General features: G+C 73.2%; 11 protein-coding genes. 1 reads left to right on the plus strand and 10 read right to left on the minus strand.

All coding sequences use genetic code 11. From position 1 onward, the window contains the following. Window positions 1-55: 55 nt before the first annotated feature. On the minus strand, window positions 56-190 hold the full coding sequence (locus tag AC4IJH_RS33240; protein ID WP_490855657.1) for a hypothetical protein: 135 nt from the start codon (window positions 188-190) through the stop codon (window positions 56-58). 385 nt (window positions 191-575) lie between these two features. Between AC4IJH_RS33240 and AC4IJH_RS33245 the strand changes: the two genes are divergently transcribed. Then, window positions 576-1184 carry a hypothetical protein gene (locus AC4IJH_RS33245; RefSeq protein ID WP_490855658.1) on the plus strand — a complete coding sequence of 203 codons (609 nt, stop codon included), beginning with the start codon at window positions 576-578 and terminating at the stop codon, window positions 1182-1184. Here AC4IJH_RS33245 and AC4IJH_RS33250 read toward each other — a convergent pair. The 9 genes from AC4IJH_RS33250 to AC4IJH_RS33290 form a co-directional block, all read right to left on the minus strand. Further along, a complete protein-coding gene (locus AC4IJH_RS33250; protein WP_490855659.1) occupies window positions 1165-2481 on the minus strand; it encodes an esterase-like activity of phytase family protein in 1317 nt (438 codons plus the stop codon). The genes AC4IJH_RS33245 and AC4IJH_RS33250 overlap by 20 nt on opposite strands. Window positions 2482-2587: 106 nt before the next feature. Further along, window positions 2588-3430, minus strand: coding sequence for an amino acid ABC transporter ATP-binding protein (locus AC4IJH_RS33255; protein WP_490855660.1), 843 nt, complete (start codon window positions 3428-3430; stop codon window positions 2588-2590). A 5-nt stretch (window positions 3431-3435) separates the two neighbouring features. After that, on the minus strand, window positions 3436-4221 hold the full coding sequence (locus AC4IJH_RS33260) for an amino acid ABC transporter permease (RefSeq protein ID WP_490855661.1): 786 nt from the start codon (window positions 4219-4221) through the stop codon (window positions 3436-3438). 40 nt (window positions 4222-4261) lie between these two features. Continuing rightward, on the minus strand, window positions 4262-5056 hold the full coding sequence (locus tag AC4IJH_RS33265; protein ID WP_490855662.1) for a transporter substrate-binding domain-containing protein: 795 nt from the start codon (window positions 5054-5056) through the stop codon (window positions 4262-4264). 157 nt (window positions 5057-5213) lie between these two features. Continuing rightward, a complete protein-coding gene (gene mmuM / locus AC4IJH_RS33270) occupies window positions 5214-6140 on the minus strand; it encodes a homocysteine S-methyltransferase (RefSeq protein WP_490855663.1) in 927 nt (308 codons plus the stop codon). 19 nt (window positions 6141-6159) lie between these two features. Then, on the minus strand, window positions 6160-7032 hold the full coding sequence (locus tag AC4IJH_RS33275) for a YceI family protein (protein WP_490855664.1): 873 nt from the start codon (window positions 7030-7032) through the stop codon (window positions 6160-6162). A 104-nt stretch (window positions 7033-7136) separates the two neighbouring features. After that, window positions 7137-10202, minus strand: coding sequence for a glycoside hydrolase family 2 TIM barrel-domain containing protein (locus AC4IJH_RS33280; protein WP_490855665.1), 3066 nt, complete (start codon window positions 10200-10202; stop codon window positions 7137-7139). 178 nt (window positions 10203-10380) lie between these two features. Beyond that, window positions 10381-11661, minus strand: a complete 1281-nt coding sequence (locus tag AC4IJH_RS33285; RefSeq protein WP_490855666.1) for an SWIM zinc finger family protein — start codon at window positions 11659-11661, stop codon at window positions 10381-10383. Next, window positions 11658-14618 carry an SCO1167/SCO6262 family helicase gene (locus AC4IJH_RS33290; protein WP_490855667.1) on the minus strand — a complete coding sequence of 987 codons (2961 nt, stop codon included), beginning with the start codon at window positions 14616-14618 and terminating at the stop codon, window positions 11658-11660. Before AC4IJH_RS33290 ends, AC4IJH_RS33285 begins: the two co-directional genes overlap by 4 nt. Window positions 14619-14681 lie beyond the last annotated feature (63 nt).

A 14681-nucleotide genomic window follows, 5' to 3' on the forward strand; every position in this document is an offset into this window, starting at 1 on the left:
ACACCCGGGCGCTGCGGCATAGTAATTCGGCCGCGCCCGGGAAGATACGGGTGTGTCATCCAGGAGGCGGGCGCGGAGCGGAGAGCCCGCGCAGCGCGCTGCCGGGGAGCGCGGGCGCACCGGCGCGCGCCCTGTCCAGCGCCCGGTAGCTGCGGGCCGCCGGTGCCGCCCGCACGTCATTGGCGGACAAAACTGCCCTCTTCGGTCGCAGTGGTTCCGGGCGACCGTGGTCGGCCAGGTCTTTTGGCACTGCGTTCGGATTCGGCTTTGTACCGGCTTTGTCACTGTGGTCATCAGGAGCGCCGGGAGAGGCGATCATTTGTGTCATGAGTTTTCCCGCACCTCCGCCGCAGCAGCCACCCCATGACAACCAGGGTGGGTTCGGCCCGCCTGCCGGCGGCTTCGGGCCGGGCCCTGGCCCCTACGGCCCCCCTGCCGGAGGTCCGCCCGCCGGTGGCCCGCCCCCGCCCGGCGGCTTCGGCCCCCCGGCGGGCGGCGGTTACGGTCCTCCCGGACCCGCGGGCCCCGGCGGCCCCGGCGGTTCCTGGCCCCCGCCGGCCCCGCCCGGACCGCCCGTGCCGCCCAGCGGCGGCGGGAACGGCGGGAAGATCGCGGCGATCATCGCGGCCGGTGCGGTCGTGCTGGCGGGCACCATCGCCGGTGTGGTGATCGCCACCGGCGACGACGACCCGCCCGCGCCCCCGCAGGCGGGCGGGACCAACTCCTCCCCCTCGCCGTCCGTGAGCAGCACGCCCTCCCCGTCCCCGTCGGACAGCTACAACAACCCCTCGGGCTCGGACAGCTACTCCAGCCCGTCGGCCACCCCCGACGGCGGGAAGATCTCCTATTTCCAGCTCAAGCGGGGCGACTGCTTCAACGTCTCGGGCAGCGGCAACGGCTACAACGAGTCCAAGTCCTGCTACTCCCCGCACGACGCCGAGGTCGTCTCCATCCACCAGCTCTCCTCGGGGCTGACCACGGACACCGAGATCAAGGCCAAGGCCTCGGAGCTGTGCAAGGCGGACCTGGCGCGGGTGGGCCGCCGGCAGCCCGCCGGGACCGCCGAGGGCACCTACGTCCAGTTCCCCAACGCCCGCGGCTACCGGATCGGCATCAAGTCCGTCAGCTGCAGCATGACGGGCAACAAGGACAACACCCGAAAGCTCACCAAGCCGCTTTCCTGAGCCGGACGGTGGTCACGGTCGTTCTCACCCCGCTGTCCACGAGACGGCCCCGGTCATCGAAGGCGCCGGGGCCGTCCGTCATGCCGAAGTCGTTGTCGTTGACCAGCGTCAGCGTGCGCGGCCCGGTGACGGCGATCCCCTCGATCTTGCCCGGTACGCCCGCCACCTTGCCCAGGTCCACCACCAGGCGCTTGGCCAGGGCGGGCACCGCGTCCCCGGACTCCTCCAGGGAGGGCGTGCTCGCCGGGTCGTCCCAGCGCGAGCCGAGGATGCTGTCCCGCTCGCGCAGGCGCACCAGGTGCAGCCGGGCCGTGCGGTCGGTGCGCTCCTGGACCAGCAGCCGGTCGCGGCCCACCGCCACCACGGAGGAGATCTTCAGCTCGGAGGTGTCCTTCTCGCCGGGGTCGACCACGCCCACCGGGTCGAAGCGGTAGGCGTATTCGGCGGTGACGGCGCGCTCGGCGGGGGAGAAGCGCAGCAGCCGCGTCGTACGGGAGGCCTCGCCCGCCGCCTTGCCGGGGAGCGAGAGCGGGCTCTGCAGCGCCGCCACCAGGTCGCCGTCCGGCAGCAGCGCCAGGCCCTCGAAGCCGCGGTTGGCCTTGCGCGCCAGGAAGGCGCCCGGCAGCGCCTCGATCACGGGATAGCCGGTGCCCGTCAGCCGCAGCCCCTTGGGTACGTAGCGGGCCAGCACCCTCCCGGAGGCCGACACATGGACCAGCGAGGGACCGTACTCCTCCGCCAGCCAGAAGGTGCCGTCGGCGGCCCGCACGATCCCCTCCGGGTCCAGCCCGTCGGCGCGGTAGGGCAGCGGCCGGGAGGCGTCATAGGTGTACGGGGCCTCGTCGCGGCCCTTCTGGTTGGGCAGCCCCGTCACGGCCCGGCCCGAACGGGTGGTGATCGGCACGGACGTGAGGACCGTGGCCCGCTTCCCGCGCACCTTGATCTTGACGATGGCCGGGTCGAAGCCGGGCACCGGGAAGGTGCGCCGCTTGGTGCCGTCCACCTTGATCTGCCCGTTGGGCCCGCGGTCGGTGACGGTCCAGAACTCCCCGGGGCGCCCGGCCGGGAACAGGTCGCTGCCGATGCCGCCGAGCCGTATTTCGCGGTCGTCGGCCACGCTGCCGGGGAGCATGGCGTTGCTGAACGCGCCCAGCGGGACGTCCTGGAGCGTCGCCGTGCCGGTCACCGTGGCGGGCGGCGGCCCGGCCTGCGCGGCGCCGCTGCTCGCCGCGGCCGAGGCGAGCAGCGCCAGAGGCAGCGCCAGGACGAGCGGACGGCGCAGCACACGAGGGGACATGGGACCTCCAGAGACACCCGGCACACGGACCGGCCCAGCGTCCTCGCCCCGTTCGAACGGCAGGTGAACTGCGGGCGAGCGCCGGCCGAACCGCGCACCGGCCGCCTCAGCGGTCCACGCGCTTGGTGTTGGGCCCGGTGTCCGCCACCTCCCCGACTCGGGCGGCGGCCGGGTCCAGCACCCGCGCCAGGAACGTCCGCGTCCGCTCGTGCCGCGGATGCCCCACCACCTGCTCCGGCACGCCCTCCTCCACGATGACCCCGCCGTCCAGGAACACCACCCGGTCGGCGACCTCGCGCGCGAAGCTCATCTCGTGGGTGACCACCAGCATCGTCATGCCCTCGTCGGCCAGCGTCCGCATGACCGCCAGCACATCGCCCACCAGCTCCGGGTCCAGCGCCGAGGTCGGCTCGTCGAAGAGCATCAGCTCCGGGTCCATGGACAGCGCACGGGCGATGGCCACCCGCTGCTGCTGCCCGCCGGAGAGCTGCGCAGGGTAGGCGGACTCCTTGTCGCTGAGCCCCACCCGCTCCAGATTGGCCCGCGCGATCCGCTGTGCCTCGGCCTTGTCGCGCCGCAGTACCCGCTGCTGGGCGATGGTGAGGTTCTTCAGCGCCGTCAGGTGCGGGAAGAGGTTGAAGGCCTGGAAGACCATGCCGATGCGCCGCCGCACCCGGTCGATGTCCGCGTCCGGGTCGGTGACCAGCGTCCCGGCGACCGACACCTGCCCCGAGGTCGGCTCCTCCAGCAGGTTCACACAGCGCAGCAGCGTCGACTTGCCCGACCCGGAGGGGCCGATCAGACAGACCACCTCGCCGCGCCCCACCGAGAAGTCGATGCCGCGCAGCACCTCCAGGTCACCGAAGGACTTGTGCAGATCCCGTACGTCGATCGCGGCCCCGGAGGCCTCCCGGGGCACATCGTCGTGTACTGCCCGACCGTTGCTCACCGCGCTCACCTGGCTCTCGCCGTACGGGCCTCCAGGCGCCGGACCAGATGGCCCAGCGGGAGGGTGATGACCAGATACAACAGGCCCGCGACCAGGATGGGGGTCAGGCTGCGGTACTGATTCAGGGCCTGCCGGCCGAACTTCGCCAGCTCGTACTGGCCCAGCGAGAGCCCCAGCAGATAGATCAGCGAGGAGTCCTTGGTCAGCAGGATCAGCTCGTTGGTCAGCGGCGGCAGCACGATCCGGAAGGCCTGCGGAATGATGATGGAGACCATGGCCCGGCCGTGCGACATGCCCAGCGAACGGGCCGCCTCCATCTGCCCCTTGGGCACGGCCTGGATGCCCGCCCTGATGGTCTCGGCCATATAGGCGGCGCCGACCAGGCCGAGCGCCAGCATGACGGTGACGTAGATGTCCAGGGACACCTGGAAGGCCAGCGGCACACCGAAGCCGAGGGTGATGAAGACCAGCAGCGCCGGGACGCCGCGGAAGAACTCGATGTAGATGACCGCCAGCCAGCGGTACGGCGGCACCTGCGAGAGCCGCATCAGGGCCAGTGCCAGCCCCAGCGCGAGGCCGAACCCGAAGCCGAGCGCGGTGTAGATGACGGTGTTGAGCAGGGCGGTGGTGATGATGTCGGGGAACTGGGCCTTGGCCACCTCGACGTCGAAGAACGCCCGGCGGACCTCACCCCAGTCGGTCAGCAGGGCGAGCGCGAGCACCGCGCCGGCCAGCACCGCGTACTGGACGGCCCGCAGCACGCGCGCCCGCTTGCGACGGGACAGGGCCATGGGACAAGCAACTCCTCGGTGAGAAGGGCAGATTGAGGTGTCACTTCTTGGGTGCGGTGCCGAACCACTTCTTGTAGATGCGGTCGTAACTGCCGTCGGACCGCGACTTCTTGATCACCTCGTTGATCTTCGCGCGCAGCTTGTCGTTGCCCTTGCGCACCCCGAACCCGTACTTCTCGCCGGTGTTGAAGTCCGCGGTGACCTGCATGTCGGTGTTCTTCTTCACGAAGTCGTAGAGCACACCGTTGTCGTTGATGCCCGCGTCGACCTTGCCCGCCTTGACGGCACTGAGCAGCAGCCCCAGGTCCTCGAACTGCCGCAGCTCCACGCCCTTGGCGTGCTTCTTGGCGTAGATCTCGCCGGTGGTCTCCAGCTGTACGGCGAGCGTCTTGCCCTTCAGGGAGGCCATCGAGGTGTACGGGGCCCCCTTCTTGACCAGCAGCGACTGCGTCGCGGTGAAGTAGGGGTCGGAGAAGTCGAAGTTCTTGGCGCGCTCGGGCAGGATCGTCATCCCGGCCGCCGCCACATCGCACTTGTTGGTGTTGAGGTCCTCGCCGCTCTTGATGCCCTCGAAGGGCGTGTCGACGATCTCCTGCTTGACCTTCAGCTCCTTGGCGACCAGGTCGATCATGTCGACGTCGAAGCCCACGACCTCGTTGCCCTTCTTCACCTGGAAGGGCTCGTACGGGAGTTGAGTGCAGGTCAGGAGTTTTCCGGACTGTGCCAGCGCGATCCCGCCGGTGCCGCTCCCGGAGGAGGTGGTGCTGGTGCAGGCCGCCACGAAGACGAGCGTGAGCGCGGCGGCTATGACGGGCGAAGTAGTGCGAGCGGACACCGGGCCTCCTGGGCGTGAACGGCACCAACACGAGCTGACCTGTGGAGAGTTGGCCTGCATCCTGCCACCGGTGCCGCCCGCTGTCGCCGCCGGTTGCGTTGCGACCGCGTAACGACCTGGACCCCGGGGCCGTACGCGCGCCGTGTGGGACGTGCCCTCAGGCGGCCGGGGGCAGCAGCGCGGCGAGCCGGGCGACGGAGTCCGGTCCCACCCGGCAGCAGCCGCCGATCAGCCGGGCCCCGGCCGCCGTCCAGGAGACGACCCGCTCGGCGGTGAAGGTCGCGGCGCCCTGCCAGCCGTGTGCGCGGACATCCCAGCGCTCACCGCTGTTGGGGTAGACCACGACCGGCTTGCCGGAGACGGCCGCGGCCAGTTCGACGGCGCGGTCGGCATCGGCGGGCGCACAGCAGTTGACGCCCACCGCGATCACCTCGTCCGCTTCGGCGGCCAGCGCGAAGGCCTCCTGTAGCGGCTGCCCGGCGCGGGTGCGCTCGCCCTCGATGCTGTACGAGAGCCAGGCGGGCACGCCCAGTTGGCGCACGGCGCGCAGCAGGGCGCGGGCCTCGTCGGTGTCCGGCACGGTCTCCAGCGCCAGGGCGTCCGGCGCGGCCGAGGCCAGCACCTCCAGGCGCGGCCGGTGGAAGGCCGCCAGCTGCGCCACCGTCAGCCCGTAGCGGCCGCGGTACTCCGAGCCGTCCGCGAGCATCGCACCGTAGGGGCCCGCCGACGCCGCCACGTACAGCGGACCCGGTACGCCCTGCGCACCGGCTTGGTGCGCGGCCTCGCGCGCCAGTTCCACGCTGCGTCGCATCAGCCGGGCCGCCTCCTCGGGCTGGATGCCGCGCCGGGCGAAGCCCTCGAAGGTGGCCTGGTAGCTGGCGGTGATGGCCACCCGTGCGCCCGCGGTGTAGTACGCCAGATGCGCCCGGACCAGCGCCTGGGGGTCCTCGGCCAGCAGCCGGGCCGACCACAGCGCGTCGCCGAGGTCGTGCCCGGCCGACTCCAGCTGGTTGGACAGTCCGCCGTCCAGGACGAGGGGGCCGGCGGCGAGCGCGGCGGCCAGCGGTAGGGCGGTGTCCGGCATCGGCGGCCTCCCCGGCGGTCTATTCGTGCTGTACGGCCTGGATGTCCATCTCGATCTGGATCGTAGCGCCGATGGCCGCGATGCCCTTGGACAGCAGCTTGCGCCAGTCCAGCGTGAAGTCCTCGCGGTGCAGCTCGGTGGTGGCCGTGCAGGCGGTGCGGGTCTCGCCCATCATGCCGGTGCCGATGCCCAGGTAGCGGGTCTCCAGCTGGACGGAGCGGCTGACCCCGTGCAGGTGCAGCACGCCCTGCACGGTCCAGCGGCTGCCGCCCTTGTGCACGAACCGGTCGCCGGAGAACTGCAGATAGGGGAAGCGCTCCACGTCCAGGAAGTCGGGCCCGCGCAGATGGTCGTCGCGCATGGCGACACCGGAGTCGATGCTGGCCGCGGCGATGGTCACCTCGACCCGGGAGTCGCGCATGTCCCCGGCGATCCACAGGTTGCCCTCGAAGCGGTTGAACCGGCCGTGGATCTGCGCCAGCCCGATGTGCCGGGCGGTGAAGCGGATCGAGGTGTGGTCCGGGTCGATCCGCCACTGGCCCGGCGTCGGCATCGGCGGGGCGGGCGCGAGCTCCATGGTGACCGGGCGCAGCGGGATCCGCTGCGCCTCGGTGACCTGGGTGTCCCTGCGCTCGGGCCGGAAGCCGTCGCTGGTGACCACGAGGTGGTACGCGTCGGGCCGCAGGGTCGCGGTGAAGATGCCGTTGGGGTCGGTCTTCCCGTGCATCACTTCCTTGCCCTCGGAGCTCCTGACCAGCACGTCCGCCCCGGCCATCGGCAGCCCGACCGGGTCGAGGACGGTCAGGTCCAGGGCGCCGGCGCCGCGGGGTATGGGCGATGGGGCGCGCTGGCTGGAGCGGTCGCGAAGTCGGGTGAGAAGGGCGAGCGCCATGGCAGGACAGGGCCTCTCGGTCAGTTGGGGCGAATCACCTCCATCCTGCCATTGGTCCAGACCTCACCTGACATCGGCTGTCAAGAGGAGATGAAACGTGAAATTCATCGCAGTGAACGGAAGATGAAGGTGAAGTCGGCCGGTGCCGCCCGCAGCCGGTGCTGCGGCAGCACTCCGGGCCCGCAGGAGTGGCTGCCGATGCCGTGCTGGGCGTGGTCGAGATGGACCTCGATGGTGTCCTGGGGGACCAGGTCGGTGGTGTGCCGGGCGGCGTCCAACTGCTCGCTGCTCCAGCGGCGCGCGGTGAAGTAGAAGGCGGGATCGCCCTCGATGCGCAGTCCCGCTCCGTCGGTACGGGTCAGCTCCGCCCAGCGCACATCGGCCCGCGCGCCGTTCTCCTGCGGCCGTACGTAGGGGGTCTGCAGCGCGTCCACCGGCATCGTGAAGCGCCCGGTGCGCGCGGCGGCCCGGGTGTCCGGATACGCCTCGCCGGGCCCGCCGCCGAACCACCGGGCCACCCCGAGGCTGCCGCACACCCGCATGCGCACGCCCAGCCGCGGCAGCGGCGCGGGCCAGTCGCCCTCCGGCTCCACCGTGACCCGCAGCAGCAGCCGCTCGCCCTGTGCCGTCCACCGGTAGCCGGCCCGCAGCGCCAGATCCGAGCCGGCCGGCGCCACCCGGGTCCGTACCAGCAGCGCGCTCGCCCCCGGACCCGCGGGCACGGTCTCGATCGCGTCCACGCGGTGCCGCATCCGGTCCAGGCCCAGCCGCCGCCACTCGGGGCCGCAGCGCCCCTCGGTCTTCCAGGGCGCGCCCTCGTCGTTGTCGGTCGGCGCCCGCCACACATCCAGCCGGGGCCCGGAGATCTGGATGCCGTCCAGATAGCGCAGCGCTCCGCTCGCCGCGTCGAAGGTGCCGGGGCCCAGCACGATGACATTGCCCTCGCCCCTGCGTGGTGCCACGTCCGCCACCAGCGGCTCAGGTTTTTGACGCTCCGTCAAGGGCAGCTGGCCCCAGGCGACTTCATGGCCCGCGTCGGCCCAGGGCGTAGGGCGAGCCAGTACGGCCCGTACCGTCCACAGCGCCTCGCGGCCCGCGCCGTCACCGTCGGCGGGGCGCGGCGGCAGCTTCAGCTCGGCGCTCTGGCCGGGGGCCAGCGGCGGTACGGGCAGCGCCCCTTCGTCGACGGCTTCCCCCTCCACCTCGTAGGACCAGGAGAAGGCGAGGGCGGCCAGATCGGCGAAGTCGTGCAGATTGGTGATCCGCACCGACCCCGCGCCGGCCGGTTCGATGCGCACCGGCTCGTAGACCTTCTTCAGCTCGGCCAGCCCGGGGGAGGGCACCCGGTCGGGCAGGAGCAGCCCGTCGCACACGAAGTTGCCGTCGTGCACCTCCTCGCCGAAGTCACCGCCGTAGGCGTAGTACGGCTCCCCGCCCGCGGTGAACTTGCGCAGCCCGTGGTCGATCCACTCCCACACGAAGCCGCCCTGGCAGCGCTCGTACCGCTCGAACAGGGCCTGGTACTCGCTCAGTCCGCCGGGCCCGTTGCCCATGGCGTGGGCGTACTCGCACAGGATGAAGGGCATCGCCCGCCGCCGGGCGTCCAGCTCCGGGTCCTTCAGGGGCTCCTCGGCGCGCCGGCCGATCGCCTCGACCTCGGCGTGCGAGGCGTACATCCGCGAGTAGACATCGGTGTCGGCGCAGCTTCGGTCGCCCTCGTAGTGCAGCGGGCGCGAGGGGTCGCGCTCGCGCATCCAGGAGGCCATCGCCGACAGGCCGCGCCCGGTGCCGCACTCGTTGCCCAGCGACCACAGGATGACGGCGGGGTGGTTCTTGTCCCGCTCAAGCGTGCGCCGGGCGCGGTCCAGCAGCGCGGGGGTCCACCGGTCGTCGTCGACGGGGTTGCCGCGCCAGTCCTGGAAGACGAAGCCGTGCGTCTCCAGATCGCACTCGTCGATCACCCACAGGCCCAGCTCGTCGCACAGGTCCAGGAAGGCGGGGTGCGGCGGATAGTGGCTGGTGCGCACCGCGTTGATGTTGTGACGCTTCATCAGCTCCAGGTCGCGGCGCATCGTCTCCGGCCCGACGGCGCGCCCGTAGCGCGGGTGGAACTCATGGCGGTTGACGCCGCGGAACAGGATGCGGCGGCCGTTGACCTTGAGCAGCCCGTCCTCGATCCGCACCGTACGAAAGCCGATCCGCAGCAGGATCCGCTCGCCGGGCGTGGCCAGTTCGGCGTCGTACAGGCGCGGGCTCTCCGCGCTCCACGGCTCTACCGGGACCGTGGCCGACTCGCCGGTGGCCAGGTCCAGGCCGAGCGCGGGGACGGTGACGCGGCCGCCCGGCTCGCACTCCACGCGCAGCGTGCCGCGGCCCGTGAGGTGGTCGTAGGAGGCGTGCACGAAGAAGTCCCGCACCGGCTCCGCCGGGCGCTGATGGATCGTCACATTGCGGAAGATGCCCGGCATCCACCACTGGTCCTGGTCCTCCAGGTAACTGCCCGAGGACCACTGGTGCACCCGCACGGCGAGCACATTGCCGCGCGGGCGCAGCAGATCGCCCACCGCGAACTCGTGCGGCAGCCTGCTGCCCTTGAAGTGCCCCAGCTCCCGCCCGTTGAGCCACACCCGGGCACAGGACTCCACGCCCTCGAAGCGCAGCACCGCGGGCCCCTCGGACCACCCTTCGGGCAGGTCGAAGACGTGCCGGTGGTCGCCGGTGGGATTCTCGTCCGGCACCCGCGGCGGGTCGACGGGGAAGGGGTAGCGGACATTGGTGTACGCGGGCGCCGCGCCGCTGCGCTCGTAGGCCTCCTCGGACACGTAGCTGTCCCGCAGCACCCAGTGGCCCGGTACCCGCAGCTGTTCCCAGTCCGCGTCGTCGAAGTCGGGCCGGGCGAAGGACTCGTCGTGGCCGCGCGCGGTCGGCGACAGGCGCAGGCGCCAGGTGCCGTGCAGGGAGATCCGCCGGGCGTCGGAGGCCGGATACCAGGCCCGTGGCGGCAGGGCGCCGGTGCCGGGCGAGAGGTCCTCGTAGTACGCCGGGCCGTAAGGCGGGCCGTGGTGGGGGGAGTTGGGGGCGGTCGGCCGCTCGGGCCCTGGGCCGGGGTCGTGCGCTGCGCCGGGTGTCTCGCCGGGGTCGGGGTCGCTCTCGTGCCGGGCGCCGGTCACTGCTCCTCCTCGCTGCGGGACGTTCGCCTGCCGGTGGGGGTCGCATCAGAGAATCATGCCCCGGCGCGCCACCGCGACCACCCTGCGCGGGTTCGCTCGCGCAATTGCCCGCCCGGCGCGCGCACATGAGGAGGGGCGGCGCCCGCCGCCGGACGCCGCCCCTTGTGTCACTCCGCGCTCACTCCTCCGTGGCGGACGCCGCCAGCGCGGCGGCCGGGTCCTCATCGGGCGGGCCGCACGGCGTCCAGCGCCCCGCCTCCTTGCGGTACGGCCACCACCTGCCGTCCCGCCCGTAGCGCAGCTGCGCGTCGCCGCCGGTCACCGTCCAGCGGTTGCCGGTGGCCCGCAGCGCCGGCCGGTCCGCCTCCTCCCAGGCGGCGGCGAGCCGGTCCCTGGCCCGCGCCAGCTCCTGCGGGCCGGGCGCCCACTCCTCCTCCAGGACCGCGAGGCCCTCGGGGCCGCCCTGCTCCCAGGCCCGCACGGCCAGCGCCAGCCCCTTGGCGTCGCGGCCCGAGCCCGACGCCAGCCGTGCGGCCACCGCGGCGGGCGGACGGGCCGCGGCCAGCCGTACCGCGTCCTGCGAGGCGTCCGCGGCGGCGGCCGGGGCAGGGGGTGCGTCGGCGTGCCAGGTGGACAGCGCGTCCGCCAGCAGGCTCCGGGCCCGCGCCGCGGTGTCCGTGATCAGGAACTGAAGCGCCTCCTCGTCCACCCCGGGCGCGGGCCCCGCGCCGCCGCCAAGGACCGGAGCGGTCCCGGGCACGTCGACGGGCGGCGGGGGAGCGGGCAGCGGCGGCAGGATGTCGCGGGCCGCGTACGCCTCCTGCGCCGGTATCCCTTCCGGGACCCCGGCGGCCGCGGGCGCCCCGGCCAGGCCCCCCGCGTGGGCGGCGCTGCGCTCCTGCAGCGCCTGCAGCAGCTCCCGCTCCCCGCGCCCGCGCATCAGCAGCAGTACGAACGGGTCCTGGTCCAGCAGCCGCGCCATCTGGTAGCACAGCGCGGTGCTGTGCGCACAGTGGTCCCAGGCGCCGCAGTCGCACTCCGGCTCCAAGTCGCCGATGCCCGGCAGCAGTTCGATGCCCTCCGCGGCCGCGTCCTCGACCAGGGCGGGCGGCATGTCGCGGTCCAGCAGCGCCGCGATGTGCCCGGCGCGGTCGGCGACCATGTCCAGGAAGCGGTCCCACTGCTCCTCGCCCAGCTCCTGGAAGAAGACGTCTGAGCGGTGCGGGGTGCGGTCGCGGTCCTGGACGACGGCCGTGATCTGCCCGGCCCGCACCGAGACCGCGCCCACCGCGCCCGCGCGGGCGTTGCGCCGCCCCTGGCGGACCTGCTCGCTGTCCAGCGCGGTGTCCTCCAGCGCCTTGAGCCAGGCCTGGCCCCACCAGGTCTGGGCGAAGCCCCGGCCGTGCGCGGGCGGCAGCGCGGCGAAGGTCGCCTCGTACGGATGGTTCGCCTCGGTCATCGCTCGCTCCCTCGCAGCTGGACCAGATCCGCCAGCTCGGCGTCGGTCAGTTCGGTCAGTGCGGCCTCGCCGGAGCCGAGCACCGCGTCGGCCAACTGCTGTTTGCGCGTGAGCATGTCGGCGATCCGGTCCTCGATGGTGCCCTCGGTGACGAAGCGGTGGACCTGCACCGGCTGGGTCTGCCCGATGCGGTACGCGCGGTCGGTGGCCTGGGCCTCCACGGCGGGGTTCCACCAGCGGTCGAAGTGCACGACATGCGCGGCCCTGGTGAGGTTCAGGCCCGTGCCCGCCGCCTTCAACGACAGCAGGAAGACCGGGACTTGGCCCTCCTGGAACTCGCGCACCATCTCCTCGCGCGCGGCCACCGGCGTCCCGCCGTGCAGAAAGCGGGTCGGCACCCCGCGCGCCGCCAGATGCCCCTCCAGCAGCCGCGCCATCTGCACGTACTGGGTGAACACCAGCACGCTCGCGCCCTCGGCGAGGATGGTGTCCAGCAGCTCGTCCAGCAGCTCCACCTTGCCCGAGCGCCCCGGGATTCGGCCGCGCTCCTCCTTCAGGTACTGCGCCGGGTGGTTGCAGATCTGCTTGAGGGAGGTGAGCAGCTTGACGACCAGCCCGCGGCGGGCGAAGCCGTCGCTGCCCGCGATCTCGCCGAGGCCCTCGCGCACCACGGCCTCGTACAGCCCGGCCTGTTCCTTGGTGAGGGCCACCGCCAGGTCGGTCTCGGTCTTGGGCGGCAGCTCGGGCGCGATGCCCGGGTCGGACTTGCGCCGCCGCAGCAGGAAGGGGCGTACGAGCCGGGCCAGCCGCTCGGCCGCCGCGCCCGACTGCGCCGAGGCGAGCGCACCGCCTTCCACGGACCGGGCGTACTGCGTGCGGAACCGGCCGAGCGGGCCCAGCAGTCCGGGCGTGGTCCAGTCCAGGATCGCCCACAGCTCGGAGAGGTTGTTCTCCACCGGGGTGCCGGTGAGCGCGACCCGGGCCTTGGCGGGGAGGGTGCGCAGCGCCTTGGCGGTGGCGGAGAAGGGGTTCTTGACGTGCTGCGCCTCATCGGCGACGACCAGGCCCCAGCCCACCTGCGCCAGGCGCTCGGTGTCCAGCCGCATCGTGCCGTACGTGGTCAGCACGAACTCGCCGTCGGCCAGGTTTTCCAGGCTGCGGCGCCCGGCGTGGAAGCGGCGTACGGGCGTACCGGGCGCGAACTTCTCGATTTCCCGCTGCCAGTTGCCCATCAGCGAGGTCGGGCACACCACGAGGGTGGGGCCCGCGGAGGCGGGGTCGGTCTGGCGGTGCAGATGCAGGGCGATCAGGGTGATGGTCTTGCCCAGGCCCATGTCGTCCGCGAGGCAGCCGCCCAGGCCCAGTGAGGTCATCCGGTCCAGCCAGCCCAGGCCGCGCAGCTGGTAGTCGCGCAGCGTGGCGGCGAGCGCCGCGGGCTGGGCCGGCGGGCGGGCCTCCGCCCGCTCCGGGTCGGCCAGCCGCTCGCGCAGCTGGTCGATCCAGCCCGTCGCGTGCACCTGGACGCGCTCGCCGTCGTCGGTCTGCGCGCTGCCGGTCAGGGCGGCGCCGAGCGCGTCCAGGGGGGTGACCTTGCGGTCCTGGCGCTGCCGGGCCCGGCGCAGCTCCTCGGGGTCCACCAGCACCCACTGGTCCCGCAGCCGTACGAGCGGGCGCCCGGCCTCGGCCAGCCGGTCCAGTTCGGCGCGGTCCAACTCGGCGTCGCCCACGGCGAACCGCCAGCTGAAGGAGAGCAGCGCGTCGGCGGACAGGAAGGAGGGCAGGCCGTGCTCGCCGTGGTCCCCCTCGCCCTGCTGCGGCCCCACGACGGCGCGGGTGGTCATCCCGCGCGCCAGCCCCTTGGGCCAGTGCACCTGTACGCCCGCGGCGGCCAGCGCCCGGGAGGCCGGGCCGAGCAGCTCGGCGATCTCCTCGTCGGCCAGCGCGATGGCGTCGGGCACGGAGGCCGACAGCAGCGGGGACAGCGCGGGCCAGGCGTCGGCGGCGCGGCGCAGGGTGAGCAGGGTGTCCATCCGGGCGCGCGGGCCGAAGGCCGTTCCCGCGGGGGTGGCCGCGGCCCACACCTCACGGGCGTCGGCGACGAGCGTCGGGTCGGTGAGGCTGTGCAGTTGCAGTACGGCGGTGAAGGCGGCGGAGGTGAGCGGCTCCGCCACAGGGAGAGCGGGTTCGTCCGCTTCCGGTTCGTAGGGAGTGCCGTCCGGTGCTGTGACCTGGATGCGCAGCGAGACGCGGACGCCCGCGTCGTGGCCCGAGGCCACGTCCGCCGCCCAGTCGCGCTGCTCGGGGATGTGCTGGGGCGCGGGCGCGGCGAAGGCGGGGCCGCCGGTGGCCAGTGCTGCCGCGGGGGTGCGCGGCAGCCCGTCGGCGACCGCGTCCAAAAAGGCCCGGGTCAGGTGCTCCGGGTCGGGCAGCAGGACCGGGTCGGTGCCGGGGAGCGGGGTGGCGTGGGCGTACGGGGGCATGGCGGCGGCCATGTCCCGCAGCCGCGCCAGGTCGGCCGCGTCCAGCGGGCCCAGCCGCCAGGCGTCGTGGTCGGTGGGGCTCAGGCCCGGCAGCAGCCTGCCGCGGGCGGCGAGCTGGAGGGCCAGGACGGAGGCCGCGCCCCAGTAGGCCGCCGCGGGGTCGGCGCCGCGGGCGGCGCGGGCGCGGGTGAGGACGGGCAGGGCCTGGGCGACGGACAGGACGACGGCCGGTACGGAGCAGACGGCGATGGCCTCGTCCTCGGCGTCGTCCTGTGCGGCGGGGACGGCGACGGTCAGTTCCTGTACGGGCAGGTCGTGCGGACCGGGCAGGACGGGCTCGCCGTCCGGGCGCCAGAAGGCGACGCGTCCGGTGCGGGGCGGGTCGCCGGGCAGGAACACGGCCGCGCAGCGGGCGAGCTGGAGGAAATGGGGGAGATCGAGAAGGGTGGCGGGTGGTGCAAGGGGAAGTGATGCCACTGTGCCGTGGACTCCTCAAGTTTGACTACTCGCGTCCGGAGGCGCCGAGGGTACCTGACGATT

The sequence above is a fragment of the Streptomyces sp. UF-297 genome (assembly GCF_058245575.1).